The 2,589-nt window shown below is 68.2% G+C and carries 2 protein-coding genes; both read right to left on the bottom strand.

Annotation, left to right across the window (positions count from 1 at the left end):
* Positions 1–108: 108 nt before the first annotated feature.
* On the bottom strand, positions 109–888 hold the full coding sequence (gene istB / locus F0L68_RS40805) for an IS21-like element helper ATPase IstB (protein ID WP_149855281.1): 780 nt from the start codon (positions 886–888) through the stop codon (positions 109–111).
* Positions 885–2,417, bottom strand: a complete 1,533-nt coding sequence (gene istA / locus F0L68_RS40800) for an IS21 family transposase (protein WP_149855282.1) — start codon at positions 2,415–2,417, stop codon at positions 885–887. The genes istB and istA overlap by 4 nt, the downstream gene beginning before the upstream one ends.
* Positions 2,418–2,589: the final 172 nt, after the last annotated feature.

Below are 2,589 nucleotides of genomic sequence, written 5' to 3'. Positions count from 1 at the left end.
TGGGTCTCGTCAAGTGAGTTGGCCCCACCTGTCGTCACGGATTTTGGCTCCAGCAAGAGGCCGGGTCCGACTGTGGTCGCGTGTTGGGCATGATCGTGTCCTTCCGGGTCAGCCGGTTTTCTTGCTGCGACTGGTAGTTTTGCTGGTGCGTAGCCGGTAGGACTGGGTACCGGTCTCCAGGATGTGCGCGTTGAAGGTGACCCGATCCACGATCGCCGCGACCAGGCGTGGATCACCGAACACCGATCCCCACTCGCTGAACGGCAAATTTGTGCCGATGCCGATCGAGGCCCGTTCCTCGCGTTCGGTGATGATCTGGAACAGCAACTCGGCGCCGCGGGGATCGATCTGGACATAGCCCAGCTCGTCGAGCAGCAACAGATCCAGCCGGGCGTAGCGACCCACCACGCGCGACAGTGCGCGTTCATCAGCGGCTTCGACGAGTTCGTTGACCAGGTGGGCGCAGGTGACGTAACGAACCCGGCGGCCTTGCTCGCAGGCGGCCAGGCCCAGCCCGATGAGTAGATGTGTCTTGCCGGTGCCGGAATCACCCAGCAGCACCACCGGTTCGCCGGCGTCGAGGTAGGTGCCGGAGGCCAGCGCGGCCAGTTGGGTGGGCGCGATGGTGGGCACCACGTCGAGGTTGAACTCGCTCAACCGTTTCAGGCGTGGGAAGCGCGCTTCGGTGATGCGTCGTTGCCGGCGCCGTTCGCTGCGTTCGTCGACCTCGGTGGCGAGCACCTCAGCGAGGAACACCAGGTGAGTTTGCCGTTCCCGCACCGCGATCTCCGCGAGCCGGTCGGCTTCGGTGCGGACGGTGGGCAGGTGTAGCTCGCGTGCCGCGGCGCCGATGGCGGCCTGCGCGGCGGTATCGGTTCGTGCGCTCATGTTCCACTCCCGGTGAGCAAGTCGTCGTAGCCGGCCAGAGAAGGGGCTGGCCGGTCGTATCGGGCCAACGCGCCGATCGGGATGACCGGCGCGACGTGCCCACTCGCGTCGCGGCGAGCGTCGATGAGCACGACCTGCGGGTCCAGCAGCCCGGTGCCGATCGCGGCGTCCATCGCGGTCCGCAGCGCCGAAGCGGGCAGGGTGCGGTGCGCCAGCAGGACCTCGATCAGCATCCGGGTGCCCGCCGTGTCGCCCTGCGTGCGGCGGGCGGCGTCCCAATAACGTTGGTGCGTCAGGGTGAACGCGCCACTGGCGGTGGCCTGCGCCAACGCGGTCGCCCCGGGCAACGCCCCGGGTTTGATCGCGAGCACTTCCAGGTAGTGATCCAGTGTCAGGACTTCCGCGTACTTGCTGACGGCCCGCTCGTGGCGGGCCACGACCCGGCCACCATCGAGCACCTCGACCGTGGTCGCGGACAAGCGCACCGGCAGGCGGCGGCCGGCGTAGCGGGCCGGGACGGAGTAGTAGCACTGCCGCACCGACACCCGCGCCCGGTTGTCCACCCGTGCGGTCAGCAGTCGGGCCGAGTCGAAGGGCTCGGCCGGCAACGCCATCAGGTGCGGCAGTTCACCGGTGAACGCCGCGGCGATGGTGACCGGCCGGCCGGTGATCACCCGGGTGTCGTCGAGCAGGTCCGCGGCGGCGATCAGCCGGTTCAGCTCGGTCAGCGACGCGACGGTGGGCACCGGCACGAGATGGCGCCGGCGGAACCGTCCGATCTCGCCCTCGACACCGCCCTTCTCGTGCGCCCCACCGATACCGGGCAGGCAGAAGAACGATTCGTAGCCGTAGTGGCTGCGTAGGGCGATGAACCGCTCGGACTCGGTCCGGTCCCGCCCGCGCAGCACGCGAACCACGGCGGGTTTGAGGTTGTCGTAACGGATCCGCGCTGGGACCGCACCGAAGTAGGTGAACGCGGCCACGTGTCCTTCCAGGAACGCCTCCTGGGCCTGGGTGGCGAACGCGACGTGAAAAGCCTTGCCAGAGTGGGAAAGCCGCATCACGAACAGCCACAGTGTGGTCAGCACTCCGGCGATGGTGGCACGGAACTCCCCGAAATCGACCTCGGCCTCAGCGCCGGGCAGATGGGCTTGGGGCACCGCCACCTCCACCCGGTGAAGACCCAGCTCGACCCGACGGGCGGTGACGTAACGCGACACGGTCACCTCCGCCAGCGCCGCGCCGTGCTCGGCGACCAGTCGCTGCCACACCCGCCGCGCGGTATGCCGTTGCTTGCGTGGCACATCCCGGTCGGCCAGCAACCACGAGTCGATCACCTCGCTGTAGGGGTCGATCGCCGGTCGCGGCCGGCGCGGATACGCCTTCCGTGGTGGCGGCAGCGCGCTGGCCAACGCTTGGCGCACCGTGCGCCGATGCACCCGATGTCGCTCGGCCAGCTCCCGAATGGACAGTCCCTCGATCCGCCTGTCCCGTCTGATCTGCTCGAACAGTTCCACCTTCGACCGCACCATTCCCGACCTCCACGCCGACGACGACACCGACGTGAAGATCACAACCCGGGTGGGGCCACTATTCGCGACGACACGCTGCCCCACCGAACAGCGAGGTCACCACCCAGACGGGGCCAATATTGGTGAAGAACCACGACCCAACCGGGGCCAGTTCAGGTGACCACACACA

The sequence above is a fragment of the Solihabitans fulvus genome, from assembly GCF_008386585.1.
GTDB lineage: Bacteria > Actinomycetota > Actinomycetes > Mycobacteriales > Pseudonocardiaceae > Solihabitans > Solihabitans fulvus.
The sequence above is the reverse complement of the archived record's forward strand: the minus strand, read 5'-3'. Positions and strand labels throughout refer to the sequence as shown.